Source organism: Micromonospora sp. RP3T (assembly GCF_003027925.1).
GTDB lineage: Bacteria > Actinomycetota > Actinomycetes > Mycobacteriales > Micromonosporaceae > Micromonospora.
Map to the genome: position 1 here is coordinate 1 of NZ_PYPS01000041.1, position 24,055 is coordinate 24,055.

At 69.6% G+C, this 24,055-nt stretch carries 27 protein-coding genes; 17 read left to right on the forward strand and 10 right to left on the reverse strand.

Annotated features, from left to right (window positions below):
• Window positions 1-300 precede the first annotated feature (300 nt).
• From C8054_RS26675 to C8054_RS26685, 4 genes are all read left to right on the forward strand, one after another.
• Window positions 301-1,455 carry a DUF262 domain-containing protein gene (locus C8054_RS26675; protein WP_107161538.1) on the forward strand — a complete coding sequence of 385 codons (1,155 nt, stop codon included), beginning with the start codon at window positions 301-303 and terminating at the stop codon, window positions 1,453-1,455.
• Window positions 1,452-2,573, forward strand: coding sequence for a DUF3696 domain-containing protein (locus tag C8054_RS33385; RefSeq protein ID WP_107161540.1), 1,122 nt, complete (start codon window positions 1,452-1,454; stop codon window positions 2,571-2,573). Before C8054_RS26675 ends, C8054_RS33385 begins: the two co-directional genes overlap by 4 nt.
• On the forward strand, window positions 2,563-3,480 hold the full coding sequence (locus tag C8054_RS31840) for a hypothetical protein (protein WP_146179987.1): 918 nt from the start codon (window positions 2,563-2,565) through the stop codon (window positions 3,478-3,480). Before C8054_RS33385 ends, C8054_RS31840 begins: the two co-directional genes overlap by 11 nt.
• A gap of 782 nt (window positions 3,481-4,262) precedes the next feature.
• Window positions 4,263-4,832 carry a GrpB family protein gene (locus tag C8054_RS26685; RefSeq protein WP_158273898.1) on the forward strand — a complete coding sequence of 190 codons (570 nt, stop codon included), beginning with the start codon at window positions 4,263-4,265 and terminating at the stop codon, window positions 4,830-4,832.
• 158 nt (window positions 4,833-4,990) lie between these two features.
• On the opposite strand, the gene C8054_RS26690 is transcribed toward C8054_RS26685, so the two are convergent.
• Together C8054_RS26690 and C8054_RS26695 are read right to left on the reverse strand one after the other, a co-directional pair.
• Entirely contained in the window at window positions 4,991-5,830 is an 840-nt protein-coding gene (locus C8054_RS26690) for an NAD(P)H-binding protein (RefSeq protein WP_107161545.1), read from the reverse strand.
• Window positions 5,827-6,243, reverse strand: coding sequence for a nuclear transport factor 2 family protein (locus C8054_RS26695; protein ID WP_107161547.1), 417 nt, complete (start codon window positions 6,241-6,243; stop codon window positions 5,827-5,829). Before C8054_RS26695 ends, C8054_RS26690 begins: the two co-directional genes overlap by 4 nt.
• A 106-nt stretch (window positions 6,244-6,349) precedes the next feature.
• Here C8054_RS26695 and C8054_RS26700 point away from each other — a divergent pair, with 106 nt between their 5' ends.
• Both C8054_RS26700 and C8054_RS26705 read left to right on the forward strand, forming a co-directional pair.
• The gene (locus C8054_RS26700; RefSeq protein ID WP_107161549.1) at window positions 6,350-6,898 is read left to right on the forward strand and encodes a TetR/AcrR family transcriptional regulator; all 549 of its coding nucleotides are present in this window, start codon (window positions 6,350-6,352) and stop codon (window positions 6,896-6,898) included.
• A 120-nt stretch (window positions 6,899-7,018) separates the two neighbouring features.
• Window positions 7,019-7,357, forward strand: coding sequence for an immunity 51 family protein (locus C8054_RS26705; RefSeq protein WP_107161642.1), 339 nt, complete (start codon window positions 7,019-7,021; stop codon window positions 7,355-7,357).
• Between the two features lie 230 nt (window positions 7,358-7,587).
• Here the strand turns inward: C8054_RS26705 and C8054_RS26710 are convergent, their stop codons facing one another.
• The 3 genes from C8054_RS26710 to C8054_RS26720 form a co-directional block, all read right to left on the reverse strand.
• Entirely contained in the window at window positions 7,588-7,884 is a 297-nt protein-coding gene (locus C8054_RS26710; RefSeq protein WP_146179989.1) for a hypothetical protein, read from the reverse strand.
• A 128-nt stretch (window positions 7,885-8,012) separates the two neighbouring features.
• On the reverse strand, window positions 8,013-8,570 hold the full coding sequence (locus C8054_RS26715) for a hypothetical protein (RefSeq protein ID WP_107161553.1): 558 nt from the start codon (window positions 8,568-8,570) through the stop codon (window positions 8,013-8,015).
• Between the two features lie 203 nt (window positions 8,571-8,773).
• Entirely contained in the window at window positions 8,774-10,051 is a 1,278-nt protein-coding gene (locus tag C8054_RS26720; RefSeq protein ID WP_107161556.1) for a LysR family transcriptional regulator, read from the reverse strand.
• A 191-nt stretch (window positions 10,052-10,242) separates the two neighbouring features.
• Here C8054_RS26720 and C8054_RS26725 point away from each other — a divergent pair, with 191 nt between their 5' ends.
• Window positions 10,243-11,199 carry a threonine/serine dehydratase gene (locus C8054_RS26725; RefSeq protein ID WP_107161644.1) on the forward strand — a complete coding sequence of 319 codons (957 nt, stop codon included), beginning with the start codon at window positions 10,243-10,245 and terminating at the stop codon, window positions 11,197-11,199.
• A gap of 11 nt (window positions 11,200-11,210) precedes the next feature.
• Here C8054_RS26725 and C8054_RS26730 read toward each other — a convergent pair whose 3' ends face one another.
• The gene (locus tag C8054_RS26730) at window positions 11,211-11,672 is read right to left on the reverse strand and encodes an Lrp/AsnC family transcriptional regulator (protein WP_107161558.1); all 462 of its coding nucleotides are present in this window, start codon (window positions 11,670-11,672) and stop codon (window positions 11,211-11,213) included.
• Between the two features lie 96 nt (window positions 11,673-11,768).
• Between C8054_RS26730 and C8054_RS26735 the strand changes: the two genes are divergently transcribed.
• Window positions 11,769-12,401 carry a LysE family translocator gene (locus tag C8054_RS26735; RefSeq protein WP_107161560.1) on the forward strand — a complete coding sequence of 211 codons (633 nt, stop codon included), beginning with the start codon at window positions 11,769-11,771 and terminating at the stop codon, window positions 12,399-12,401.
• 88 nt (window positions 12,402-12,489) lie between these two features.
• Here the strand turns inward: C8054_RS26735 and C8054_RS26740 are convergent, their stop codons facing one another.
• Window positions 12,490-12,966, reverse strand: a complete 477-nt coding sequence (locus C8054_RS26740; RefSeq protein WP_233220193.1) for a roadblock/LC7 domain-containing protein — start codon at window positions 12,964-12,966, stop codon at window positions 12,490-12,492.
• A gap of 5 nt (window positions 12,967-12,971) precedes the next feature.
• Entirely contained in the window at window positions 12,972-13,343 is a 372-nt protein-coding gene (locus C8054_RS26745) for a hypothetical protein (RefSeq protein WP_107161564.1), read from the reverse strand.
• Between the two features lie 282 nt (window positions 13,344-13,625).
• On the opposite strand from C8054_RS26745, the gene C8054_RS26750 reads away from it, so the two are divergent.
• The 6 genes from C8054_RS26750 to npdG all read left to right on the forward strand — a co-directional run bounded on the left by C8054_RS26750 (window position 13,626) and on the right by npdG (window position 18,406).
• Complete coding sequence (locus tag C8054_RS26750; RefSeq protein ID WP_107161647.1) at window positions 13,626-13,958, forward strand: PadR family transcriptional regulator; 333 nt, start codon at window positions 13,626-13,628, stop codon at window positions 13,956-13,958.
• Window positions 13,952-14,920 (forward strand): hypothetical protein, encoded by a 969-nt coding sequence (locus C8054_RS26755; protein ID WP_233220194.1) that lies wholly within the window; start codon window positions 13,952-13,954, stop codon window positions 14,918-14,920. Before C8054_RS26750 ends, C8054_RS26755 begins: the two co-directional genes overlap by 7 nt.
• A 135-nt stretch (window positions 14,921-15,055) precedes the next feature.
• Window positions 15,056-15,259: a hypothetical protein gene (locus C8054_RS26760; protein ID WP_107161651.1), complete on the forward strand. Its 204-nt coding sequence runs from the start codon at window positions 15,056-15,058 to the stop codon at window positions 15,257-15,259.
• Window positions 15,260-15,336: 77 nt separating this feature from the next.
• Window positions 15,337-16,056: a histone gene (locus tag C8054_RS26765; RefSeq protein ID WP_233220195.1), complete on the forward strand. Its 720-nt coding sequence runs from the start codon at window positions 15,337-15,339 to the stop codon at window positions 16,054-16,056.
• Between the two features lie 87 nt (window positions 16,057-16,143).
• Window positions 16,144-17,580, forward strand: a complete 1,437-nt coding sequence (locus C8054_RS26770; RefSeq protein ID WP_107161568.1) for an RNB domain-containing ribonuclease — start codon at window positions 16,144-16,146, stop codon at window positions 17,578-17,580.
• Window positions 17,581-17,707: 127 nt separating this feature from the next.
• A complete protein-coding gene (gene npdG, locus C8054_RS26775; RefSeq protein ID WP_107161570.1) occupies window positions 17,708-18,406 on the forward strand; it encodes an NADPH-dependent F420 reductase in 699 nt (232 codons plus the stop codon).
• Between the two features lie 106 nt (window positions 18,407-18,512).
• On the opposite strand, the gene panB is transcribed toward npdG, so the two are convergent.
• Together panB and C8054_RS26785 are read right to left on the reverse strand one after the other, a co-directional pair.
• Window positions 18,513-19,358 (reverse strand): 3-methyl-2-oxobutanoate hydroxymethyltransferase, encoded by an 846-nt coding sequence (gene panB / locus C8054_RS26780; protein ID WP_107161573.1) that lies wholly within the window; start codon window positions 19,356-19,358, stop codon window positions 18,513-18,515.
• A 117-nt stretch (window positions 19,359-19,475) separates the two neighbouring features.
• On the reverse strand, window positions 19,476-21,236 hold the full coding sequence (locus C8054_RS26785) for an NAD+ synthase (RefSeq protein ID WP_107161575.1): 1,761 nt from the start codon (window positions 21,234-21,236) through the stop codon (window positions 19,476-19,478).
• A 197-nt stretch (window positions 21,237-21,433) separates the two neighbouring features.
• Between C8054_RS26785 and glnA the strand changes: the two genes are divergently transcribed.
• The 3 genes from glnA to C8054_RS26800 all read left to right on the forward strand — a co-directional run bounded on the left by glnA (window position 21,434) and on the right by C8054_RS26800 (window position 24,018).
• Complete coding sequence (gene glnA, locus C8054_RS26790; RefSeq protein WP_107161577.1) at window positions 21,434-22,783, forward strand: type I glutamate--ammonia ligase; 1,350 nt, start codon at window positions 21,434-21,436, stop codon at window positions 22,781-22,783.
• A gap of 82 nt (window positions 22,784-22,865) precedes the next feature.
• Window positions 22,866-23,291, forward strand: coding sequence for a DUF350 domain-containing protein (locus C8054_RS26795; RefSeq protein ID WP_107161579.1), 426 nt, complete (start codon window positions 22,866-22,868; stop codon window positions 23,289-23,291).
• A 34-nt stretch (window positions 23,292-23,325) separates the two neighbouring features.
• A complete protein-coding gene (locus C8054_RS26800; protein ID WP_107161582.1) occupies window positions 23,326-24,018 on the forward strand; it encodes a YafY family protein in 693 nt (230 codons plus the stop codon).
• The last annotated feature ends 37 nt before the right edge of the window (window positions 24,019-24,055 follow it).

Here is a 24,055-nt window from a genome sequence, read left to right on the forward strand (position 1 = left end):
GACCCTGGCCATCGACCTACCCGACGGCGACACCAAGGTCATCCGACGCACGACCACCCAGCCAGTCCGTAGCATCAAGGGCCAGCGACCGCGGATCGCTACCCACGTTTCCTAGACCACCCGTCGCACATCACCTGGCGGAGCTGCGTCGCACATCAGCTGTCGGATCACACTGACGGATCACACTGACGGAATTTACCCTTGGCGCGGAGCTGGGCTGTGCCGGATCCGGATCCGTATGATCTGATTCAGGTGATCAACGGAGACTAGGTAGACAATCAGCACGAGGAGCGAAGCGAGTTGAGCGAGGTCGCCCGAGAGCCGCGCGAGGAGTACTTCGACAGCCAGCCGCTAGGAGTCGAGCTGGAGGAAGAAGAGCCGGACGAAGAGGAACAGATCGCCAGGCCCTGGGATCCTAACGCAATTAGGGTTTCCACAAAAACTTTTTCCATCCGCCAGGTTCTGGATCAGATCGACGAAGGCGACTTGGAATTAGCTCCGGATTTTCAGCGGAATCTCGTTTGGAAGTCCTCCCAAAAATCTCGACTTATTGAATCGATTATCCTGCAGATTCCTTTACCTGCTTTCTACTTCGCGGAAGACGAAGATGGCATGTATCGGGCGGTTGACGGGCTGCAGCGGCTATCAACCATCCACTCATTCGTTCGCCGTGAGGAATTTGCGCTTCATAATCTGGAATACCTTGAGTCTGCGGTGGGGCAAAGGTTCAGCGACTTGCCGCAAGCCTGGAAGAGGCGAATATTCAGCAGCCAGCTCGTTGTTCACGTAATTGATCCATCAACGCCGACGGACGTAAAGTACAACATCTTCAAACGGCTCAACACGGGCGGCTCGCCACTAAATGCGCAGGAGATTCGTCACTGCATGAGTCGAAATCGTAGTCGTGAATTCTTGATGGAATGTGCAACAATGCCCGAATTTGAGGCGGTGGTGGGTGAAGCTCTCAGATCTCGAGTGCGCATGACGGATCGGGAAATGGTTCTAAGGTTTTGTGCGTTTCGTCTACTTGGGGTTGAGATTTATGAAGAGCAGCGTTATCGAGCTATGGAGCCCTTTTTGGATGAAGCGACTCGAAGGCTGGACGATCCCAAGGCTGTTTCGGATGCAGTACTCGAAAGACTAAGGCGAGATTTCAAGCGGGCGATGATGAATAGCTATGACATCTTTGGAGAACATGCATTTCGCAAATGGCCCTTGGGTAGGGATAACCTTAGCCCATTCAACCGGGCCCTGTTCGAATCTTGGTCCGTTGCGCTGGCTGATTTGGACATTCGCAAGGCTCCGAAACTCCGTGCTCGCATCATTGACGCGGCGCGAGAGCTCATGTCCGAAGACTCGGACTACATGACCGCTATAACTACGTCGACTGGTGATGCCCGGAAGGTTCGGTATCGATTCCAGAAGGCCGTCGAAGTTGTCAAGGATAGCCAATGATTGAACGTATAAGGATACAAAACTTCAAGCGATTTGGCAGAGTCGATCTGCCCCTTCGGAAGATGACGGTCCTAACCGGCACTAATGGTGCGGGAAAAAGTACCCTGATTCAAGCTCTTCTATTGGTCCGTCAAGCTAGCGAAGATGAGCGGGCTTCAGTCGTCCAACTTAACGGACCCTATGGGCTTGAGATCGGCGAAGCTGATGATGCGCTTCACATATCTGCGGAGGATCAAGTTATTCAGGTGTCACTCTTCATGGAGGATTCCTGGCGAGAGTACGAATTCGCTGTAGCTCTCGAAGAGAGAGCACTGCATCTTCCGATTATGCGGAGGCCGGAGCCGCTCCCGGCTCTGCTTAGCTCGCCAGGTATGTCCTTTAGCTATCTAAATGCCGAACGATTAGGGCCGCGTGACCAGCTATCGGTGACCTCGGCCGAAGTTTCTAACATCGGAGTCGGAATCCGGGGCGAGTATGTGGCGCAGGCTATCACGCTTAGGGAACGTGATGCTGTTGCGGATACGCTGCGCCATCCAGCGTCTCCCAACGTTCAGACATTGAGAGCGCAGGTCGAGGCGTGGGTGTCTGACATTGTGCGCCCTGTCCGGATTGAGGCCCGATGGCCTCTAGGTATGACGACCAGTGTCATCCGTTTTCAAGCTCCCGACATGGAATCGCAGCCACTCAGACCCGGGAATATCGGATTCGGTGTCTCCTATGCGCTGCCCATCGTCGTTGCCGGCCTATCTGTTGGGCAAGGCGTTTTGATAGTCGAGAATCCTGAAGCTCATCTCCACCCAGCCGGGCAGTCTAAACTCGGAAGGTTTTTGGGCCGGGTGGCTGGTGCTGGTACACAAGTCATCGTTGAGACGCATAGTGATCATGTGCTGAACGGTATACGGCGCGCTGCGGTTGATGACCGTACCGTAGATCCAACGGAAGTTGTAGTTCACTACTTCGATGGTGTCCGGTCGTCGCCTGTTCTCATTAATGTGACTGCCGGGGGTGGTATGTCGATCTGGCCTCCTGGCTTTTTCGATCAACTAGACCAAGACCTGGGGAGGCTTGCGCATGCAAAGCGGGAGGCTAGACGAGCCACTGAGGATCGTGGTAGATGAGTCTAGTTTCGCATTTGATAGCGTCGACGATTCTCTAGCTGAGGAGGCTATCGATGATTTCAATGATGCTTTGTCTCAGTTGCTGCAAGCGGGCGTCCCGGTAAGTAAGTTCTCGCTTTGCCTGGACTTCGAGTGTAGAACGGGGGTGCCGTTGTATGCGCTCCTGTACGAACGAGCGACAGGTATTGATATTGACACTCTGCGTCGTTGTAGCGACCTGTTGGATCGGTGTGTCGATTGGGATCAGGAGATTGACGACGTTGTCACTAGTTGCGTGGTGGCAGGCGAGTGTGTAGATAGTTGGTCGCTAGGTTATTTGGTGATGCGATCAGGTGATTGCTTTATGGCATGCCTGGCGTGCTCGACGGCTGGAAGGCGGGGCCTGTTGTCGGTTGTTGCCGGGGATGCATCTGCCGAAGTCTTCATTTTGGTGGAGCCTTCAGATCTCGTTGATTTTTGGCAGTTAGTTCTTCGGCGAGAGAGGGTTGCATCTGAGGGCTTCTTCGCGATTGCCGATCGGGCTTTTCCGCAGCTTGTCTTTCACTCGGAGCTTGACTTTCGTAGATTTCATGGCACCTATGATGAGGTGTATGATTGGGTTGTGGAAGTTCTTGCGGTCCTCAATAACCGCATGGTTCAGTCGTTTGAGTCCCGCAAGGGAGTGCGTCATCTAGTTCAGAGTGATATGGCCTCATGTGGCGTGGACGTGTCGCCGGAGAGTAGTCAGACGCACAAGAATAAGAAGGCGATCGCTCAAAGATCGGTTGAGCATGACGGCCAGATATATCTATGCGAGTGGCATGCAAAGCGGCTCTGGAATACCGATAGGATCCACTTCACCACCCCCGGATCACTTCCACATGGTCGGATCCTGATTGGCCTCTTTGTAAAGCATCTCGATACTTAGTTCGGTCGACTGGTGCTTGAATGGTTGTCTATTCCCGACCGTCCGCGATTGTCGTGGTCGGGAATAGGCAATCGAGTTGGCTCAGATTGGCACTTGCCGGCATGGTTGTGTGTCAAGCCGCATCTGCGGTTTGCCTGCAATCGGCGGTCGCAGAACAGTCTTAGATGCTCACACTGCCCGTCCTCGTAGGTGAGGGTCGTCTCGCCCGGATCGATTTCGGGTGCGAAGGCGAGCACTTCAACGAGCATATGGGTGAACGCAAGAGCGTTTTCGATGTCTCGACCAATGAAGGGTATGTGAAGCACGCATCGATATCGTCCGCAGAGTTGACGCTCGGCTGTGTCGCTCCAAGTCCTCGAGCTTCGAGATCCTGGTGCCGTGGGCAATCGTTGATTACTCATCTACCCTCCGTTGCCGTGGTTTTTCATCGGGGTGCGGTGCTGTAACGCTCTATCAGCTCCGCACCCCGACTTCGTGTGGCACTTCCTCGTCTGATCCCGCGGCCATTGCGGCGAGCGCGAGCCCAGAGAGTTCGGGTGGCGGCCCAACAAGTCAACCGATTTTGCATGCACGGTTCATCCGCCTGTTCGGACTGCCGCAAGACGTCTTCGCCTTTTGCGAAACGTCCTGGGACGGGGTTGAAACGTCCGACCCCAAAACGGTCCAATAGAAGAATGAACTTTTCCAAGCACCCTCGTCCACAGATTGATTCACGACCTGGAACCGGACGGTCTGGGCATCAGCCGGCGGCGCGACTGGACGGACGGCTGTACCGAGCCGCTATGGTGGCCGACGTGGAGGGCCCTCAGGCTGTAGTCGAGGTGGTGGCCTACGATCCGGCCTGGTCGGAGCGATTCAGGGTCGAACAACGGCTGTTGTCCGAGGCGCTGCCTACGGCGCTGAGCGTCGAGCACTTCGGGTCCACCAGCATTCCTGGATTGGCGGCCAAGCCCATCATCGACATCATGGCGGTTGTGCCCGAGGCCGATGCGGTCGTCACTGACCTCCGGTCGCTTGAAAAGCTTGGGTACGTCTATCGTCCGATGGCTTTTCCTGAGGAGCATGACCACTTGTTTTTCGCGAAGGACACCGCCGGCGTTCGGAGCCACCACCTGCATGTCTTCGGCGTCACGTCGCTGGTGCCGGAGGCGAACCGAGTCCTTCGCGCCTACCTCGCGGCCACCCCCGACGCTGGCCGTCGCTACGAGGCGGCAAAGAGGCGTGCGGCCGAACTGCACCCCTACAGCCGGGCCCAGTACGGTGCCGCGAAGGAAGAAATGATGACGTACTTGTCGGCTGAGGCCCGCCTGTGGAACCAGTCAACAAGGCGCCAGTCGGAGAAGGGCTGGTAGACCCTGACGCCCTGGCGACGCCGTGAGAGGGTGTCGGAAGGGTAATCGGTTTGGACCGCCCGGCAGGCGGAAGGCCCAACCTGGGCGGCCGGGCCACTGCCAGGGTCCGACCGCTGCCAGTTCTACGCTGACCTGGCCGTCCGGCACATTGTCGCCCGTCATGCGGCTTCGGTCGGGAGTCCGCCGAGTAGCCGCTCGCGGCAGAAGTCCCGGAAGGAGCGGGGCCGGCGTCCTGTCACGTCCGCGACGGTGGTGGTGGTCCGATCCTCCGCGCCGGTCGCGACCGCCGTGTCCAGGCCCGCGAGGAAGCGGGCGAAGTCGGGCGGGAGACCGTGCAACTCGTGGTACGCCGCGAGCGCGTCCTCGTCGACGGCACGGTGCCGGACCGGGCGTCCGCCGATGTCGGTGAGGATCGTGGCGATGTCGGCGTAACTCAACCGTTCGGGCCCGGTGACGATGTGCTCGGTGTCGTGCGACGTCGGGTCGGTGAGCGCGCGGACGGCCACCTCGGCGATGTCGCCCGGATCGACGAACGCGACCCGGGCGTCGCCGGTGGCGCTGACGATCTCGCCACGCTCCCGGACGCTCACCGCGTGCGGGTGGTCGCCCACGAAGTTCTCCATGAACCAGGACGGTCGCAGCACCGCCCACTGGGGAAACAGTCTGCCGAGCCGGGCCTGCACCTCGCCCACCCCGGGGTCGTCGGCCTCGATCGCCGAGGAGCTGAGCAGGACGGCCCGCCGTACGCCGGCCTTTCGGGCCAGGTCCAGGAAGGGCAGCATGACGGGTGCCGGGTTGGCGTCGCCGACGGGTGGGATCAGGTACAGGCCCGTCGCGCCGTCCAGCGCGGCGGCGTGGGTGCTGGGGTCGTACCAGTCGAAACGAACGTCTCCGGCGGATGCCCGGCGGCTGGCGGCGCGAACCGGGTGGGCGGTGGCGGTGAGTCTCTCGGTGACGAGGCGGCCGGTCGTTCCGGTGCCCCCGATGACGAGGATCATGATTGCACCAGCCCGCCGTTGAGCAGTTCCTGCGCGGCCTGCGGATTCCAGTAGTCGCGGTAGTGCACGAGGTGTCCGTCGCGGCCGGTCAGGACGGCGATGTATCGCAGCTGGTACGGCCTGCCGGTGGCCACGACGACGCCTGCGGCGGTGAACTCGGTGACGACCACCGCCGGGTCTACGGTCTCGTGCACGGTGACGTCGGTGAACTCCCGAATGTCCAGGATGTTCGGATAGTCGATGAGGTAGTCGTGCAGTTCAGCCCGGCCGGCCAGCCGGTTGGGCTGTCCGGCCGGCGCGAACGGGAACTCCATCACGCCGTCGCTGGCGAACAGCTCGATGAAGCCCGCCATGTCCTTGGTGAGCAGGAGATCGATGGCGTGGTGGAACAGTTGGACGGTGGTTCTCGGCACAGGCGTCCCTTCTATGTCGGTGACCGTCCGCCACGGATTACGATAAGCGGACGGTCGGTCCGTTTAGAGCTTAGCGGACCGTCGGTCCGTTTGTGGGGGAGGGCATGTGCGAGCCGACGCGGTACGCAACCGGGAGGCGGTGCTGGCTGCGGCGGATCGGCTGTTCGCGGCCGCGACCGACCCTGAGCGGATCTCCATGGACGACGTGGCCGCCGCCGCCGGAGTGGGCAAGGGCACGCTGTTCCGGCACTTCGGCGACCGGGAGGGCCTCGTCCGCGCCCTGCACGGCATCCGCGGCGACCGCCTCCGGACGACACTCGCGGCGGATCGGCCGGACGGCCCACCGGCGGAACGGGTCCTGCACCTGCTCCGCGAACTGGTGCGGTTCAAGCGGGACAATCGGGTGCTGACGCTGGCTCTGGAGAACGCGGGCAACGGCAGCCCCTACCGTGCCGAGTCGTACGAGGAGTGGCACACCCTGCTGGCCGGTCTCGTCTCCGAGGCGCGGGGCCCGGAGGCGGCGGACTACCTGGCCCACGCCCTGCTGGCGGCCGTCCGCAGCGACCTCGTAGAGCATCTGGGCGACTGGTCCGACGAGCGCTGGGACGCCGGGCTGACCGCACTGACCCGGTCCGTACTGCGCGATATGAGGTGACCGTCGGCTCGGTGTCCCCGGTGCCGTGCCTCGGCCGCGCTGTGGCCGGAGAACCGGAACTGAGGCGTGACAACGAGTTCGGATCTTGCGCCGGCCACCGGCCGGTGCCAGGCTTCGAAGATGACCTTGCTCAGGCTGATCGAGACGACTCCAGGGCGGTTTTCGCTGCTGCTCGATGCGGGGACCACGCCGGTTGACGCCTTGGTCGAGGAACTCGGTCACGAGCCCAACGGGTACTTCTGGGAAGGCGTCGCGGAGGTTCTCGTCAGCACCGAGGCTCCGACGCTCCGAGGCCGGTTCGCCTACGACCCGGAGGGCGGCATGTTCTGCGCTTACGGCACCGATCGACTCGCACTGCAAGAGTTGGAAGCCCTGATGAAGCTGGTCGCGTCCGACGGTGACCGCATGCGTCGGCTGATGGCGGACGCCGAGGCGAGCGGGTTCGAGTTCGACGACTGACAGCCATCCGGCCGCTCCTGGCCCCGCCGCCTAGCCGACCGTCCCGAGCGGGTGGCAGGCGGCCGAGCGCGCCTGGCTTGCCGGGGCGTCGAGGCGTGGCCCGCTGCCAGCCGCGGGTCCCGGACCGGCCGGTGGCGCGGCGCATAGGACGCCGGAGGAGCCACCCGCCATCAGCTGCCCACCCGGGGACGGGCCCGGCCGTCCGGCCGGGCCCGTCCCTGTCGCACCGGTCAGTACGGGTAGATCATGAACCTGTTCAGGTAGGCGCAGTCGGGATAGTTTGCCAGGACCTGGGACACGTACCAGCCGTCCGGCACGTTGCTCGCCGCGCACATGCTCATGCCGGGGTAGATCTCGTTCGTGATCTGCCAACGGTTCAGGTAGCCGCAGCTCGGGTCGTTGGCGCGGCCCATCGTCGCGACCCATCCGGCGGGAATCGAGCCGACCGCGCAGATGGAGGTCGTCGCGGCCTGGGCGGGGCTGCCGATCGCCAGGGACGCGCCCGCTCCGGCTACCGTGACGGCCAAGGCCATCACGCCGTTCCGGGTCGTCGTCGCCCACGTTCTGGAGCGCCTTCTGTCCATTGTCTGCTTCCTTTCGGGGGTGCGGGAGGCGAGCTGTGCGGAATGGGATGACGCCGAAGGCCGAACCGCGATCAGAGTCGTCGGATGACGTACCGGTTGAGGTATGCGCAGTTCGGGTCGTTGGCCAGCACCTGGGTGACCACCCAGCCGCCGGGGACGTCCGACGCCGCGCACATGGAGATGCCGTCGTACAGGCTGGAGGTGATCTGGTAGCGGTTGAGGTTCGCGCAGTTCGGGTCGTTGGATCGGGCGCCGGTGGCGATCCAGCCGCCGGGAATGCCGGTCGCCGCGCAGACGGAGATGCCGTCGTAGAGGCCGGTCCTGATCTGGAAACGGTTGCTGTATCCGCAGGTGGCGTCATTGGCGGAGCCGCCGGTGGCGTACCAGCCCCCGGGGATTCCCCACAGGCTGCAGACGGGGATGCCCTCGTAGAGGTCGTTGGTGATGGCCAGCCGGTGGTAGCCGGCGCACTGGTTGATCCCCACGCCGGTGACGACGTAGCCGGCCGGCACCCCGGCGTTGGCGCAGACGACAGTCGAGTCGGCGCGGGCGGGTTCGGTGTTGCCGGCGACGGTGCCGACGACGGTCAGGCCGAGCACGGCCAAGGCGGCGAGTCCGTGCCGCAGCATTGCTCCCATCCGGCGGGGAACGCGTTTCCGCATACGTCTTACCTCCAGTTCGTGGGCCGCTTCGGAGCGTCAGCAATTGCTCTCCGTCGTATTGACGAATAACGCTCGACGAGATCGGACGTTAGCAACCAGAGGTGAATCGCGCGAAACGACGATCCGGTTTTTCTGCTCCGGAAAAGCCGTTCCGTCAATGCTAAGACAATTCAACCTGCGGCTATGTGTTGTTGGAGATCGACGGTGCCGCGGCGGTCAGTTCCGCATCGCGCCGCCTGCGCCCGGTAGAGGTGGTGCAGCAGCAGGAAGCCCCGTACGGTCGGCTCCGGCCGGCCCTCGGCGGACCGCTCCAGCAGCGCGTCGCCCACCTGGCGCTCCAGCCGGCGGAGGCGTCGCTGGACGGTGCTCGGCGAGCAGCCGAGCCGGGAGGCGGCCTGCGGGGCGGAGCCGGTGCGCAGCACCTCGAAGGCGGCCTGGAGGTCGTTCCAGTCGATGACGTCGCGAGCCGGGTCGGGGTCGCCGGCCTCGTCGACGCCGATCGTCACGGCGCCGATCACCTCGGCGTGGTGCGCGTCCAACCAGGACCGGAACTCCGGCACGGACCATGCGCGGGAGAGATACCAGCCGATGAGGACGCCGCAGAACCGGTCGGCGAGTGCGGCGGCTAGCCGCTCCGGATTCCAGGCCACCACCAGGTCCAGGCTGGGCAGACCGAGCACCGGGCGGACCACCACCTCGTCGTCGGTGCGGGCGACCGGCACGCAGAGCGTCACCGCGTGCCCGCCCGCCACCAGGTCCCGGATGCTGCGGGTGCGGTCCGTCCGGTACGCGATCCGCGGGTGGAAGCCGTGGCCCCGGCACGCCTCGACCAGGAGTTGCTCGACCGCCGGATCGTTGCTGGTCAGCCAGGGTTCGTGCCGGAGTTCGGCGAGCGTCAGCACCGGGTTCGCGGCGAGCGGATGCCGGGTGCTCATCGCCAGGCGCAGCGGATCGCGGACGGCCACGTGCCGCCGTACCGACGCGGCGACCGGCGCGTGGTGCAGCGTGTGCACGCCGAGGAAGATGTCGAGGGCGCCCCGCGCCAGGTCGGCCATCGCGAGTTCCGGCCGGAGTTCGGCGCCGTGCCATCGGCTCGCCGGCCAGCGTTGCGAGAACCACCGCACCAGTTCGCCGAGCGAGGTCACGTAGGTGGCGAAGGCGCACTCGGGCGGGCCGGCGACCGGGGGAGCGGTGGCGGCGCGCAGCGGGCCAGCCATGCGTCGCGCGGCGTCGGCCAGCGTCCGACCGGCGGCGGTGGCCTGCACCCCGCTGCCGGTGCGGGCGAACAGGTCGGTGCCGGCGAGTTGTTCGGCGGCGTTCACCCGTCGACTGAGCGCCGGCTGCGAGACCCGCAGCAGCTCGGCGGCCCGGGTCATGCTGGGCGTCGTGCTCACCACGCCGACCGTGTGCAGCATTCCCCACGGCAGCGCGGACCCGGGTCCGGTCATCGTGCCCACCGTTCCGCCGGGTGGACGGCGAGCGCGACCGCCCGGTACCGCGCCACGGCACCACCGGCCACCGGCAACGACATGCGCGCAGCCTAGGCGACCGACTGACCGGCCGGTACGGGGAGGCCGCCCCGGTCGGGCCGACGGTCCCTCGCCGGTCCTGGATCGAGGGGTTGTGGCACGCTGCGGTGATGATCGCGCTCGCGGACATCGAGGCCGCCGCGGACCGGATCGCCGGTCACGTGGTCCACACGCCCACCGTGCCCAGCCCCGGCCTGTCCGAGCTGATCGGCGTGCCGGTCACCGCCAAGCTGGAGCTGCTGCAACGTACCGGGTCGTTCAAGGCCCGGGGCGCGGCGGCGAAGCTGCTCGCGCTGGACGACGCCGAGCGGGCGGCCGGTGTGGTGGCGGTCAGTGGCGGCAACCACGGCATCGCGGTCGCGGTGATGGCCGGGACGCTGGGCGTGGCCGCGACCGTGGTGATGCCGCGGACCGCGCCGGCGCGGGCCGTCGAGGTCTCCCGCGCGGCCGGCGCGGACGTCCGCCTGACCGACGACATGGCCGCCGCGTTCGCGCTCATGTCCCGGTTGCGGGAGGACGGTCGTACGCTGCTGCACCCGTTCGACGACCCGGTGGTGCTCGCCGGGCAGGGCACCGTCGGGCTGGAGTTCGCCGACGACGCCGGTGAGCTGACCGACGTGCTGGTCAGCGTCGGCGGCGGGGCGCTGATCTCCGGGGTGGCCGCGGCGCTGCGGGCCCGCCGGCCGGGGGTACGCGTCTGGGGCGTGGAGACCGAAGGCGCGCAGGCCATGTCGCAGGCCCTCGCCACGGGCGGGCCGGTCGAGGTGCCGCTGTCGTCGATCGTCACCACGCTCAGCGCGCCGACCGTCTCACAGCTCACCTACGACCACGTCACGGCGCTGGTCACCGACGTGCTGGTGGTCTCCGACGCGGAGGCGGTGCGCGGCACGGTGGAGCTGGCCGAGCACGCGAAGGTCTGGGCCGAGCCGGCCGCCGGATGTCTGCTGCCGGCGGCCCGCCGGGTCCGCGACCGGGTGGGCGCGGACGCCCGGCTGGGCCTGGTGGTCTGTGGCGGCAACACCACGGTCGCGGACGTGACCGCCTGGACCGCGCGCTTCGGCGGCTGACTGCCCGCGCGCTATCCGAGGTCGGTGGGGTAGGGGCGGTCGAGCACGAAGCTCTTCATCACGAGCGTGGAGTTCAGCCGCTGCACGCCGGGGAGCGCCGACAACACGTCGTCCTCCAGTCGCGCGTACGCGTCCAGGTCGGCCGTCCGCACCCGGAGCAGGTAGTCCGGGTCCCCGAACAGGCGCTGGGCCAGCAGGACGTTCGGGACGGATGCCACGCCCTCCTCGAAGGCGAGCAACGTGGCCCGGTCCTCCTGCTTCATGGTGACGAACACCAGCGCCTCGAAGCCCAGCCCCAGCTTCTTCGGGTCCACCACCGCCCGGTAGCCCACGATCGCCCCGGCCGCTTCCAGGTCACGCACCCGCCGGTGCGTCGGAGACACCGTCAGCCCGATCCGGGCCGCCAGGTCGGTCAGGCTCAACCGCCCGTCCTGCTGCAGCTCGGCAAGGATCTTCCGATCAGACGCGTCCATCGTCGATATTCTTCCACAAGCCGCGATCAGGGCCGCAAAAGACGGAAACACCTTCTGCCGATTGGTCGATAGGTTTCCTCGCAGGAGGGAGGCACCGTGGAACCCGCTGCCGTGCTCGCGTTCGCCGCCGTCGCGTTCACCCTCGTCGTCGTCCCCGGTCCCGACTGGGCGTTCGTGCTCGCGGCCGGCACGCACGACCGCGTCGTGGCGCCCGCCGTGGGTGGCCTCATGGCCGGCTACGCGCTCATCACGCTTTTGGTCGCGGCCGGCGTCGGTCCGCTCGTCGCGGGCCTGCCCCTCGCCCTGACCGGGCTCACCGTGGCCGGGGCCGGTTACCTGATCCACCTCGGCGTCCGGACCCTGCGCGGTACCGGGCGGGTCGGTGACGTCGACGCGTACGCCGTGACCGCGTCCTCCCCGGCCCGCTACTTCGTCCGGGGGGTCGGGGTGAGCGCCCTGAACCCCAAGGGCCTGCTGATCTTCCTGTCAGTCCTGCCGCAGTTCACCCGGAGCGCCGGCGGATGGCCGCCGCCGGCGCAGCTCGCCGCCCTCGGCGGCGTCTTCGTGCTCATCGTCGCGCTCTTCTACCTGCCGCTCGGTTACGCCGCCGATCGCATCCTCGGGGTGCGGCCCCGTGTCGCCCGGATCACCACGTACGTCGCCGGCACGGCCATGGTGCTCGTCGGAGTGGCGCTGCTCGTCGAGCGGCTCGTGGAGGCGGCCCGGTAGAACCGCGGGACGGCCGCCACGGGTGACACGACGACCCGGTCGCGCCGGGCCTCGGGGCGGGCGCGACCGGGTCGGTCGGGTCGGTCGGTCAGGGCGTGGCCGGGGTGACGCCGTCGAGCAGGTCGGCGAGCCGGGCCGCGGTGTCCGGGGCGTGCAGGTGCAGACGCGCCACGTTGATGCTGTCCGTGCCGACCACGGCGAGCAACGCCTGCCGGCTGACCGCGTACACGCTGAGGTAGCCGTTCTCGTTGCGCACGGTGGACTGCTGGAAGTCGCCCTGGCCCAGCCGGAAGCCGACCTGCCGGCCCAGCCCGAACATGGTCGCCGCGAGCGCCGCCAGGTCGTCCGGGTTGGCCTCGTTCTGCAGGTTGTGCGTGATCAGCAGGCCGTCGACGCCGCCGAGGACGCAGCCGTGCACGCCGGGGATCTGCAGCCGCAGCGCGGACAGTTCCCGGCCGATGGCCGGGTACGGCAGCGTCGGGTTGCCCGCCAGCGACGGCGGCAACCTCCGCGCCGGTGGCAGCGTGCCGGCCGCGGCCGGCGTACGGCGGGGGAGATCGTCCACCCGGCTCACAGTTCCAGGCTCTCCTCGATCGCGCGCAGCTGGTGCCGGGCCATCGCCAGGTTGGCCCGGCTCTTGCTCACCATGAGGTACAGGAACAGGCCCTTGCCGGTGCGGTTGCTCAGCGGCCGGATGAGGTGGTACTGGCTGCCGAGCGTGATGAGGATGTCCTCGATCTCGTCGTCGAGCTTCAACATCTCGATGGTGCGCAGCTTGGCGCGGACCACGTCGGTGTTGCCGGCGGCGGCGACCGTCAGGTCGATCTCACCGGTGCCGCCGGCCACGCCGAGTGTCATGCCGCTGGTGTAGTCGACGAGCGCGGCTCCGATCGCGCCGTCGATGCTCATCGCGTTCTTCAACGCGACGTCGAGGTTGCCCACGGTGTTCTCCCCAGGGTGTTGGCCGGGTGGGCCGGTCTCCGCTCGGGGTGTCGTGCGGGCTGACAGCCGGCGCCTCCCGTGAATATGCTTCGTCGAAGGTTTCCACAAGGAGGTCCGGGCTGCACCCGAGCGGCCGGTGATCCACCTGTCCGGTCCGCCCCGGCCGGCCGCTGGTCCCGTATATGGGACTCGCCGGCCGATGGTCGATCGTGGACCCACCTGCTAAGCACCGTCGAGCGCGGGCCGTCACCACCCTATGTAGTGAGGCGATACAGTACGGTGGTGCGACTGACCATTCCCGTGGTGAAGGTGCTCTCGGCGTTGCTCACCGCACCCGACGAGCCGCGCTACGGCCTCGACCTGATGCGCCTCACCGGCCTGCCCAGCGGCACGCTCTACCCGGTGCTGCACCGCCTCCGGGCGGCCGGCTGGCTCGCCGCCGACTGGGAGGACGTCGACCCGGTCGCGGCCGGCCGGCCCGCCCGCCGCTACTACCGCCTCACCGGCGACGGGATCCGCGCGGCCCGGCTGGCCCTGGCCGAACTGCGCGTGCCGGCACCCGGGCAACGGCCACGCGCGGGCGACGTCGGTCCGGCCGGAGCCCCGGCGTGGTGACTCGTCGGCTGGCCGCGCTCCTGCTGCGCACGGCGGTACGCCGCTGGCCGGCGGCATCCCGCGCCGAGTTGGGCCGGGAGTGGGCCGCCGAGCTGCACGAGCTGGCCCGGTCGGGGCGGCGGTGGGCGATGCTCCGCTTCGCCGCCAGCCTGGCGGCCAGCCGGGCGGTCACGTCGCCCGTCGACCGGGTCGTGCCGCGTGGGCGCCTGTGGCGTACCGCCGGGGTGTTGCTGCTCGCGCCGCCGGCCGGCCTCGCCGCGCTCGTGCTCGCCGCGACCACGATGAACCTGACCGACGAGTGGCTGGCGTTCCGACTGAGCCGGGCCACCGCGGTACAGCTCCCGGTCTGGGCCGGCGGCACCGCGCTGCTGGGCGTGCTGCTCGCGGTCGCCGTCGTCCGGTGCGCGCGGCGGACCGTACGCGTGCCGGCGCTGCCCACGGCGCTCGGCGTGGTGCTGCCGATCGCCGCGACGGCGGCGGTGGTGCTCGGCCTGTCCGCCGGCCGGGGCGAGCGCGGTGTGGCCGCGACGGTGCCCGGCGTGCTGCTCTGGTTGGCGCTGCTGGTGCCGGCGGTCTGGGCCGCCGGGGCGCTGGCCCGGCGGGGACGGACCCGGACGGCCTGGCTGGTCGGGGTCCTGGGCGCGCTGGTCGCGGCCGACGCGGCGGTCGCCCTCACGGTGGTCGCCGCGATCCCGGCGACCGCACCCGCCGTCGCCGACCTGCCGCCGGACGCGGTGGACCGGGTGTCCGCGCCGCTCTGGCTGTTCACCTGCTGGACCGACTCGTCGTTCGGGCTGCCCCGCCCGACGGCGTGGGAACGGTTCCTCATCACCGACCGGGTGGTGGTCGAGCCCATGTTCTACCTGGCCTGCACGCCATACGCGGTGGCGTACGCGGTCGCCGCGGCCCGGCCGCCCCGGGCTCCGGCACCCGGTCCGCAGCCCGTCGCGGCACCCGTCTGACGCCCGGCGGGATCCGGCGGGGGTCTTCCGCCGTTCCCCCTCGGACCGGCCCCGACCGGGTCTAATGTGGAGAAGGCGACGACTATTTGTGGCGTTCCGGTGGCGGCCGGGCGGTTCCCGGTGCACAGTGATCGCATGAGCGACGACGGAAGTGGTGGGCACTACTACTGGTGCACGCGACACCACCGGGTCGAGACCGATGCCGACGTGTGCCCCGCGAAGCACGTTCTCGGACCGTACGCCTCAGCCGCCGACGCGGAGAACGCCCTGCAACAGGTGCGGGAGCGGAACGACGCGTGGGACGCCGAGGATGCCCGTTGGGCCGGGGAGGGCCGCTAGACGGCGCGGGACGGACCGCGTCGAGGTGATCCGTGCTCCGCGAGGGCGAGAGCACGTCCCCAGGAAAGGGAACCGAGATGGCCGTAGCACAGCAGGCCACCACCCGCCCGGCCGCGAAACGGACGACCGCGAAGAGGACCACCGCGGGCAGGACGACGACGGTCACCAAGGCGTCGCCGAACGCCTCGGGCGCCGGCGCCGGACGGACCCCGGCCAGGAAGGCGGTCGCGAAGAAGGCGGCGGCCAAGAAGGTCGTGTCGGCGGCGCGCAAGGCGCCGGCCACCAGGACCACCGCCAAGAGCGCGCCCGCCAGGAAGGCCACCGCGAAGAAGACGGCGGCGAAGAAGGCCCCCGCGAAGAAGACCACGACGGCGGCGGCGAAGCGGACCACCGCCGCGAAGCGGACCACCGCCGCGACGAAGGCGCCGGCCAGGAAGACCACCACCGCGGCGGCGAAGAAGACCACGGCGGCGAAGAAGACCACGGCGGCGAAGAAGACCACGGCCGCGAAGAAGACGACCGGGGCCCGCAAGGTCACCACGGCGGCCAAGAAGACCACCGCCAGCAGGACCACGGCCGCGAAGAAGACGGCGGCGAAGAAGACCACCGCCTCCACCCGGCCGACGGCCCGGAAGACGGCGGCCAAGAAGGCGCCCGCGCGCAAGACCACCACCGCGCGCAAGACCACCACCGCCGCGAAGAAGACCACGGCTGCCAAGAAGGCGCCGGCGCGCAAGACCACCACCGCGCGCACGACCACGGCCCGGAAGGCGCCGGCCCGCCGGGCCTCCGCCTGACGGCTGCCGCCGCCGGCGGGGAGGGGCCGTCCGCCGACCCGCCGGCTCGGTGAGCGGAACGGGCGGGGCGCTGTCAGGATTGACCGCGTGGTCATCCGACGCGTACTGGCGCCCCGCATCGACTTCGGCGCGCTGCGCCGCGAGCTGGGACTGCCCGAGAGCTTCCCGCCCGCGGCGCAGCGCGAGGCCGACGACGCGGCCACCGCGCCGCTGCCGGCCGTCGCCGACCGGACCGACGTCCCGTTCGTCACCGTCGACCCGGCGACCTCGCGCGACCTCGACCAGGCCATGCACCTCGCCCGCCGCGCCGGCGGCGGCTACCGCGTCCGGTACGCGATAGCCGACGTCCTCACCCACGTCCGCCCCGGCGGTGAACTGGAGGCGGAGACCTGGCGTCGCGGCCAGACCGTCTACCTGCCGGACGGCAACGTGCCGTTGCACCCGCACACGCTCAGCGAGGGCGCGGCCAGCCTGCTGCCCGACGTCGACCGGGCCGCCGTGCTCTGGACCATCGACCTCGACGCCGACGGCGGCACCGTCGCGGTAACGCTCGAACGGGCCCGGGTCCGCAGCCGCGCCAAACTCGACTACGGCGGCGTGCAGCGCGACGCCGACGCCGGCCGGCTGCCCGAGCCGATCGCGCTGCTGCCCGAGATCGGCGCGCTGCTCACCGAGCGCGGGCTGCGCCGCGGCGCGATCAACCTGCCGCTGCCCGAGCAGGACGTCGAGCCCGACGGCGACGGATGGCGGCTGGTGCTGCGCGGCCCCGGCCCGATGGAGGAGCACAACGCCCAGATCTCGCTGCTGACCGGCATGGCCGCCGCCGACATCATGCTCGCCGGCCGGATCGGGCTGCTACGGACCATGCCCCGCCCCCGGTCGGAGGCGGTCGACCGGCTGCGGCTGGCCGCCGGCCCGCTCGGCGTGCCCTGGCCGGACGGCACGTCGGTCGGTCGGGTGCTCGCCGGGCTGGACGCGTCGCAGCCCCGGGCCGCCGCGTTCGTCGACCAGGCCGCCGAGCTGATGCGCGGGGCCGCGTACACCGCCTTCGACGGCGCGGTGCCCGAGCAGCCGGAGCACGGCGGGGTGGCCGCCGCGTACGCGCACGTCACGGCGCCGCTGCGCCGGCTCGCCGACCGGTACGCCACCGAGGTCTGCCTGGCCCTGCACGACGGCCGGGAGGTGCCCGCGCACGTCCGCGCGGCGCTGCCGAAGCTGCCGGAGGTGATGGCGGCGACCGACCGGACGGCCGGCGCGGCCACCCGCGGCGCGATCGAGCTGGCCGAGGCGGTGCTGCTGGCGCCCCGGGTGGGGGAGACGTTCGAGGCGGCGGTGCTGGACGTGGACGAGCCGCGACCGGCGGGCAACGGCCGGCCCGGCCGCCCGCCGGGCGGCACGGTCGCGCTGGACGAGCCGCCGGTACGGGCCCGCTGCATCGGGGAACTGCCGCTGGGCGAGCGCGTCCGGGTCCGGCTGACCGTCGCCGACCCAGCCGAGCGGAAGGTCGCCTTCGAACGCGCCTGACCGGGGTCGGGGTACGGCTCCGGTCTCCGCCCGCGCGTCCGCCCGGCCGTTGTCGTCCTCACGCGCGCGGGCATTGTCACAGCGTCTCGGCGCGCGGTGCGCCGCCGCTCTTTGCGAGGATGGCCGCATGGCTTACGACGCGACCACGCTGCCCGACATCTCCGGGCTCACCGTCGGCATCATCGGGGGCACCGGTGACCAGGGCCGAGGGCTCGCCTACCGGTTCGCGCGGGCCGGCCAGACCGTGCTGATCGGCTCCCGCACGGCCGAGCGGGCCGCCGAGGCCGCGGCCGAGATCGCCGCGCTGCCCGGCGTGCCGGCCGACGCCACGGTCACCGGCGCCGGCAACGACGAGGTCGCCCGGCGCAGCGACGTGGTGATCGTCGCGGTGCCGTGGGACGGGCACGCCGCCACCCTCACCGCGCTCGCCGAGCCGCTGGCCGGCAAGATCGTGGTGGACTGCGTCAACCCGCTCGGCTTCGACAAGCAGGGCCCGTACGCGCTCACCGTGGCCGAGGGCAGCGCCGTGCAGCAGGCCGCCGCGCTGCTGCCCGACTCCCGGGTCTGCGCCGCGTTCAACCACGTCAGCGCGCCGCTGCTGGCCGACCCGGAGGTCGACCGGATCGACCTCGACGTGCTGATCTGCACCGAGGACCGGGACCTGATCGGCGTGGTCGCCGCGCTGGCCACCCGGATCCCCGGCATGCGCGGCATCTACGCCGGCCGCCTGCGCAACGCCCACCAGATCGAGGCGTTCACCGCGAACCTGATCGCGATCAACAAGCGCTACAAGGCACACGCCGGCATCCGGGTTACGGATCTCTGACCGGCGTCGCCTCGCGGTTAGGCGGGGGCCCCGCTTAACAGTCGGGTGTTAAGCGGGGCCCCCGCCTCTACCGAATGCGTTAAGCGGGGCCCCCGCCTTACCTCTCTCAGAAGGTGTGCTCGGGGGCGGGGAACTCGCCGCCGCGAACCTCGTCGGCGAACCGGCGGGTGGCGTCGGTCAACGCGCCGGCCAGGTCGGCGTAGCGCTTGACGAACCGCGGCGCGCGGCCGGTGCGCAACCCGGCCATGTCCTGCCAGACCAGCACCTGACCGTCGGTGTCCGGGCCGGCCCCGATGCCGACCGTGGGGATGGACAGCTCACCGGTGACCCGCTTGGCCACCTCGCCGGGCACCATCTCCAGCACCACCGCGAACGCGCCCGCCTCGGCCACCGCCCGCGCGTCCGCGAACACCTCCTCGGCCGTGTCGCCCCGGCCCTGCACCCGGTACCCGCCCAGCGTGTGCTCGCTCTGCGGGGTGAACCCGATGTGCGCCATCACCGGGATGCCGGCGCCGACGATCGCCTCGATCTGCGCCGCGCAGCGCCGGCCGCCCTCCAGCTTCACCGCGTGGCAGCCGCCCTCCTTCATGAACCGCACCGCGGTCCGCAGCGCCTGCGCCGGCCCCTCCTCGTACGAGCCGAACGGCAGGTCGCCGACGACCAGCGAGTGCGTCGTGGCGCGTACCACGGCACGGACCAGCGGTAGCAGCTCCTCGGCGGTCACCGGCAGCGTGGTCTCGTAGCCGAACACGTTGTTCGCGGCCGAGTCGCCGACCAGCAGCACCGGAATCCCCGCCCGGTCGAAGATCGAGGCGGTGTACTGGTCGTACGAGGTGAGCATGGCCCACCGCTCGCCGCGCTCCTTGGCGGCGATCAGGTCGCGGGTGCGGATCCGCCGGGTGGCCGGCCCGCCGTAGAGGGCGGTCACCTCGGTCGGGGTGGACTCCACCATGACAATCTCCTTCCTCGAGGCCGCGCACGCGGTCCCCGGGTTCCCCGCGATCGTCGCACCGGGCGGCCGGTCGGGGGCAGGCCGGAGTGGAGGAATTCACTCCCGACGCGGGCGCGCTCAGCCGTCCTCGCGCCAGCGGTTGGTGATCGGCAGCCGCCGGTCCCGCCCGAACGCCTTCATGGAAATCTTGGTGCCGGGCGCGGACTGCCGCCGCTTGTACTCGGCGGTATCCACCATCCGCAGCACCTTGTCGACCACCGCCGGGTCGTGACCGGACTCGACCAGGCCGTCCCGGCCCAGGTCGCCGTCGACGTACCCGATCAGGATCGGGTCGAGCACGTCGTAGTCGGGCAGCGTGTCGCTGTCGAGCTGGCCGGGGCTCAACTCGGCCGACGGCGGCTTGCCGATCGAGTTCTCCGGGATCGGCGGCGTCTCGCCGCGCCGTTCCGCGTCCGCGTTGCGCCACTTCGCCAGCCGCCAGACCAGCGTCTTCCACACGTCCTTGACCGGGTTGTAGCCGCCGACCGAGTCGCCGTAGAGCGTCGAGTAGCCCACCGCCAGCTCGCTCTTGTTGCCGGTGGTCAGCACCAGGTGGCCCTCCTGGTTCGACAGCGCCATCAGGATCACGCCGCGGACCCGGGCCTGGAGGTTCTCCACCGCCACGCCGGACAACGACATGTTGGCCAGGAACGTGTCGACCATCGGCTGGATCGGCTCGATGCGGTAGTCCAGGCCGGTGCGCTTGGCCAGCTCCTCGGCATCGGTGCGGGAGTGCTCCGAGGAGTGCTGGCTGGGCATCGAGACACCGACCACCCGGCGCGGGCCGAGCGCGTCCACCGCCAGCGCCGCGGCCACCGCCGAGTCGATGCCGCCGGAGAGCCCGAGCACCACCGAGGGGAACCGGTTCTTGTCGGCGTAGTCGCGCAGGCCCAGCACCAGCGCCTGCCACACCTCCGCCTCGTCGGCGACCGGCTCGATGATCCCGCCGGTCGCCGCCGGCCCGGTCGGCGCGGCCGGGACCGCCGGCACCTCGTGCCGGACCAGCCGCATCCCGTCGGCCAGGTCGGTGGCGCCGCCGCTCGCCGCCGGCGGCGCCGGCAGCTCCACGTCGTGCACCAGCAGGTGCTCGACGAACTGCGGCGCCCGGGCCAGCAGCGTGCCGTCGGCGGCCACGATCAACGAGTCGCCGTCGTAGACCAGCTCGTCCTGGCCGCCGACCATGTTCACGTACGCGATGGCCGCGCCCGCCTCGGCGGCGCGCCGACGCACCAGCGGCAGCCGCGCGTCGTCCTTGTTCAGCTCGTACGGCGAGCCGTTGATGCTGAGCACCAGCCCGACGCCGGCCTGCCGGGCCACCGCGAACGGCCCGCCGGCCTGCCACAGGTCCTCGCAGATGGTCAGCGCCACGTCGACACCGCCCACCCGCACCACGGTCAGCGTGTCGCCGGGCACGAAGTAGCGGTCCTCGTCGAACACCCCGTAGTTGGGCAGGTGGTGCTTGAAGTAGGTGGCCACCACCTCGCCGCGGTGCAGCAGCGCCGCCGCGTTGCGGGCCCCCCGGCCCGGCTCGGCGTCGGCGCTGACCTGCGGCGGCCCGTCCGCGTCCAGGTAGCCGACCAGCACCGGCAGCTCGCCGAGGCCGTCGTCGGCCAGGTCGGCGGCGAGCCGGTGCAGCGCGGCCCGGGACGCGGCGACGAAGGACCGGCGGAAGACCAGGTCCTCGACCGGGTAGCCGGTCAGCATCAGCTCGGGGAAGAGCGCGAGCTGGGCGCCGGAGTCAGCGGCCTTGCGGGTCCACGCGCGGACCCGGTCGGCGTTGCCGGTGAGGTCGCCGACCGTCGGGTTGACCTGGCACAGGGCGAGACGCAGGGTGGGCATGTCCCCATCTTGCCCCAGTCGTCCGGCCCGGATCCGGCCGGATGCGCCGGACCCCCGCAACCGTCTCCCGGGCCGGGACACGGTAGGGCGGCGGGCCGGGGAAGGGCGTAACGTCGGCGTAACGGGGTCGGTGGAGACTGAGCGGTCAGCCGGTCCGACCCGATCGGTGGAGAACGTACGTGTCACGAGGGGTGGATGTGGACCGTCAGCAGGAGTTCGTCCTCCGTACGCTGGAGGAGCGGGACATCCGTTTCGTCCGGCTGTGGTTCACCGACGTGCTCGGCACGCTCAAGAGCGTCTCGGTGGCCCCGGCGGAGCTGGAGGCGGCCTTCGAGGAGGGCATCGGCTTCGACGGCTCCGCCATCGAGGGGTTCGCCCGGGTCTTCGAGTCGGACATGGTCGCCATGCCCGACCCGACCACGTTCCAGGTGTTCCCGTTCGAGGGCGGGGTCAGCGGCGAGAGCGCCCGGATGTTCTGCGACATCCTGCTGCCCGACGGCAGCCCCTCCTGGGCCGACCCGCGGCACGTGCTGCGCCGGATGCTCTCCCGGGCGGCCGACAAGGGCTTCACCTTCTACACCCACCCCGAGATCGAGTTCTTCCTGCTGGAGAACGGCCCGCAGGACGGCTCGGTGCCGATCCCGGTGGACACCGGCGGCTACTTCGAGCACACCACGCACGCCGTGGCGCGCGACTTCCGCCGCCAGGCGGTGCTGGCGCTGGAACGGATCGGCATCTCGGTGGAGTTCAGCCACCACGAGGTCGCCCCCGGCCAGCAGGAGATCGACCTGCGGTACGCCGACGCGCTCACCACCGCCGACAACATCATGACGTTCCGGCACGTGGTGAAGGAGGTGGCGCTCTCCACCGGCGTGCAGGCCAGCTTCATGCCGAAGCCGTTCACCGACCAGCCGGGCAACGGCATGCACACCCACCTGTCGCTGTTCGAGGGCGAGCGCAACGCGTTCCACGACGCCGGCGACCCGATGAAGCTGTCCAAGGTCGCCAAGTCGTTCATCGCCGGGCTGCTCACCCACGCCCGGGAGTACACCGCGGTCACCAACCAGTGGGTCAACTCGTACAAGCGGCTGTTCCCGCAGGCGCTGCCGGACCGGATCACCGAGAGCCCGGCGTACGTCTGCTGGGGCCACCTGAACCGGTCCGCGCTGGTCCGCGTGCCGGCGTACGGCAAGCCGAACTCGGCCCGGGTCGAGGTCCGCTCGCTGGACTCCGCGACCAACCCCTACCTGGCCTTCGCGGTCATGCTCGGCGCCGGCCTGAAGGGCATCGAGGAGGGCTACGAGCTGCCCCCGGGCGCCGAGGACGACGTCTGGTCGCTGAGCAGCGCCGAACGCCGCGCCATGGGCTACGAGGCGCTGCCGGAGAACCTGTCCGAGGCGATCGACGTGATGGCCGGCTCCGAGCTGGTCGCCGAGGTGCTCGGCGAGCACGTCTTCGACTTCTTCCTGCGCAACAAGCGGGCCGAGTGGGAGCAGTACCGCCGCGAGGTCACCCCCTACGAGCGGCAGCGCTACCTCTCCCTCTAGATCGAGTTTGCGCGGTGCCGCTATCGTCTGCGGCACCGCCCGCGCACCCGCGCCCGGGCGGGTGGAGCCGGGGAGGCGTTCGGTGCTGGAAGACCTGCTCAACGGGGCGTGGCAGAGCATCGTGTTCGGGGTGGTGGGGGTGGCGTTGATGGCCGCCGGATTCCTGCTCGTCGACCTGCTCACCCCGGGCAAGCTGCGCGAGCTGATCTGGACGCGCCGCAACGGCAACGCCGCGCTGCTGCTCGCCGCCAACCAGCTCGGCATCGCCGGCATCGTCTTCACGGCGGTGCTGACCAGCTACAGCTCGTTCGCCAAGGGGCTGGCCTCCACTGTCATCTTCGGGCTGGTCGGCCTGCTGGTGATGGCGCTGGCCTTCCTGGTGCTGGACCTGCTCACGCCGGGCCGCCTCGGCGACGTCATCGCCGCCGACGAGCCGCACCCGGCGGCCCGGGTCAGCGCCGCCACCCACTTCGGCGCCGCGCTGATCGTCTGCGCCTGTATCGCCTGACCGACTGTCGGACCCGGGGCATAGCGTCCGGGACGTGAACCGCACCGACCGTCTCTACGCCCTGGCCGAGGAGCTGCGCGCGGTGTCGCCGCGCCCGCGCAGCGCGCGCTGGCTGGCCCGCCGCTTCGAGGTCAGCACCCGCACCGTCGAGCGCGACATCGCCGCGCTCCAGGGTGCCGGGGTGCCGATCTGGGCCGAGCCGGGCCGCACCGGTGGCTACGTGGTCGACCGCGCCCGCACGCTGCCGCCGGTCAACCTGACCCCGGCCGAGGCGGTGGCGATGGCCGTGGCGCTGCACCGGCTGGGCGGCTCCCCGTTCGCCCCGGCGGCCGGCGCGGCGCTGCGCAAACTGGTCGCGGTGATGCCGCCCGCCGCGGTGGCCGAGGCGCACCGGCTCGCCGGCCGGGTGCACCTGGTCGGCGACGGGCCGGGCACTCCGGTCCCGGCCGCCGTCGCCGACGCGGTCGCCGCCGGGCGGGTGCTGCGCCTGCGGTACGCCGACCGCGACGGCACGGATACGGCGCGCGACGTGGAGCCGCTGGGCTACCTGGGCAACGCGACGCACTGGTACCTGGTGGCCTGGTGCCGGCTGCGCGACGGGCTGCGTTGCTTCCGCACCGACCGGATCCGCTCGGTGCGCCCGCTGGCCGAGCCGGTGACCCGGGAGCTGCGCCTCGACGACCTCGACCTCCCGGTCGACCGGCTGCGCCCGCTCAGCCTGGTCTGAAACCCGACAGCGTCTCCGGTTCGGATGGGGGACGCTG